Here is a 2,292-nt window from a genome sequence, read left to right on the forward strand (position 1 = left end):
GCCCTGCTGCGCCAGGCGCGGGAGCGGCTGGAGGAGGAACCCCTCGCGCTCTCCGGCTGGCTGGCGCTGCGCGCGGCGCCGCCGGGCTGCTTCGCGCGCATCGATGGCGCCCTGGCCGCCGGCTTCCGCACGCCCGAAGCCTCGGTGGTGGCGCTGGCGGATGTACGCCCGGCCTATGCGCGGGACCGCGACCAGCCTTCCCCGGACCTGGCCTTCGGTGGCGGGCAATTGCAGCCGGGGGATGCGGTGGTGCACCTGGACCACGGCCTCGGCGCGCTGCGCGGCGTCGAGACCGTGACGGTGGATGGCGTCAGCGAGGACCGGCTGCTGCTGGACTATGCCGATGGCGCCACCAAGCTGGTGCCGGCCGATGAGACCGACCGCCTCTGGCGCTACGGCGCCGAAGCCGAAAGCGTGACGCTGGACCGCCTGGGCGGCGAGGCCTGGCCGAAGCGCCGCGCCGCCGTGGAGGCGCAACTGGCCGAGACCGCCCAGGCACTGCTGCGCATGGCGCGCGAGCGGGAGGCGCTGAAGGCGCCGGCGCTGCGCCCACCCCGCGCCGCCATGGCACGCTTCGCCCAGGGCTTCCCTTATTCCCTGACCGCGGACCAGGAAGCGGCGATCGAGGCCACGCTGCGCGACCTCGCCGCCGGCCGCCCGATGGACCGGCTGGTCTGCGGCGATGTCGGCTTCGGCAAGACCGAGGTGGCGCTGCGCGCCGCCGCCGCCGCCGTGCTGGCCGGCTACCAGGTGGCGGTGCTGGCGCCGACCACGGTGCTGGTGCGCCAGCACCTGGACACTTTCCGCCGCCGCTTCGCCGGGCTGGGGGTGCGGATCGAGGCGCTCTCCCGCCTCAGCGCGCCGGCGGAGGCGCGGGCGGTGCGCGCGGGGCTGGACAGCGGCGAGGTGGGCATCGCCATCGGCACCCAGGCGCTGGCCGCCAAGGGCGTGCGGTTCCGCAAGCTGGGGCTGGTGATCGTGGATGAGGAGCAGCGCTTCGGCGCCCGCCAGAAATCCATGCTGCGCCGGCTGGGGGAGGGAGTGCACAACCTTTCCCTGACCGCCACGCCGATCCCACGCACTTTGCAATCCGCCTTGATCGGGCTGCAATCCCTCAGTGTCATCGCCACGCCGCCGGCGCGGCGGCAGCCGATCCGCACCTTGCAGATCCCGGCCAGCGACGGGCTGCTGAAGGAAGCCCTGGCACGGGAGAACCGGCGGGGCGGGCAAAGCTTCGTGGTCTGCCCGCGCATCGCCGATATCGCGCCGATGCGCGCGCGCCTGAAACGCCTGATGCCGCGCCTGAAGCTGATCGAGGCGCATGGCGACATGCCGGCGGAGGAGATCGACGAAGCCATGGTGCGCTTCGCGGAAGGCAAGGCGGATGCGCTGCTCTCCACCAATATCGTGGAAACCGGGCTCGACGTGCCGCGCGCCAATACCATGCTGGTCTGGCAGCCCGACCGCTTCGGTCTGGCGCAGTTGCACCAGTTGCGCGGGCGCGTCGGGCGTGGCCGGGCGCGCGGCAACATCATGCTGCTGACCGACCCGGAGGAGCCGCCCAGCCCCGCCGCCGCCCGCCGCCTGCACACGCTGGAAGCCTTCGACCGTGTGGGCGCCGGCTTCGCCATCAGCGCGCGCGACATGGACCTGCGCGGCGCCGGCGACCTGTTGGGCGAGGAACAGGCCGGGCATGTGAAGCTGATCGGCATCGGCCTGTACCAGCACATGCTGGACCGCGCCCTGCGGCAGGCGCGCGGGGAGGCGGTGGAGGAGGATTGGTCCCCCGCCCTGGCTATCGGCATCAGCGCCGGCATCCCGGAGGATTACATCAGCGACGACGCGCTGCGCGTGGAAACCCATGCCCGCCTGGGCGAGATCCTGCGCCGTGGCGATACGGCGGCGCTGGAGGACCTAGCGGAGGAGATCGAGGACCGCTTCGGCCCGCCGCCGGAACTGGTGCGGCACTGGCTGGCGCTGGCGCGGCTGCGGCTGCGCTGCAAGCGGCTGGGGGTGCGGCGGCTGGAAGGCGGGCCGCAGGGCGTGGCGGCGCAACTGCCGGGCGAGCGGCTGATCCTGCGCAAGCCCAGCCAGAGCCCGGCGGAGCGGCTGGCACTGCTGAAGCGGTTGCTGGACAATGTCCGCCGCCACCAGCGGCAACAGGCGGCCTGAGCCTTCAGGCCGGCCGCGCCAGGGCTTCGGTGGGGTCCAGGCCGGTGCCGCGCAGGGCGTGGCGCGGCAGCCGGGTCAGGCTGGCGGCGGCGGACAGCGCGAAGGGCAGGGCCCGCGCCG

At 73.9% G+C, this 2,292-nt stretch carries 1 protein-coding gene; it reads left to right on the forward strand.

Features of this window, described 5'->3' with window-relative positions; translation table 11 throughout:
* The coding region (locus IBL25_RS25715; RefSeq protein ID WP_187781286.1) for a DEAD/DEAH box helicase at positions 1-2,172 on the forward strand (2,172 nt) is incomplete at its 5' end.
* Between the last annotated feature and the right edge of the window lie 120 nt (positions 2,173-2,292).

This window comes from Pseudoroseomonas ludipueritiae (genome assembly GCF_014490445.1).
Classification (GTDB): Bacteria; Pseudomonadota; Alphaproteobacteria; order Acetobacterales; family Acetobacteraceae; genus Pseudoroseomonas; species Pseudoroseomonas ludipueritiae.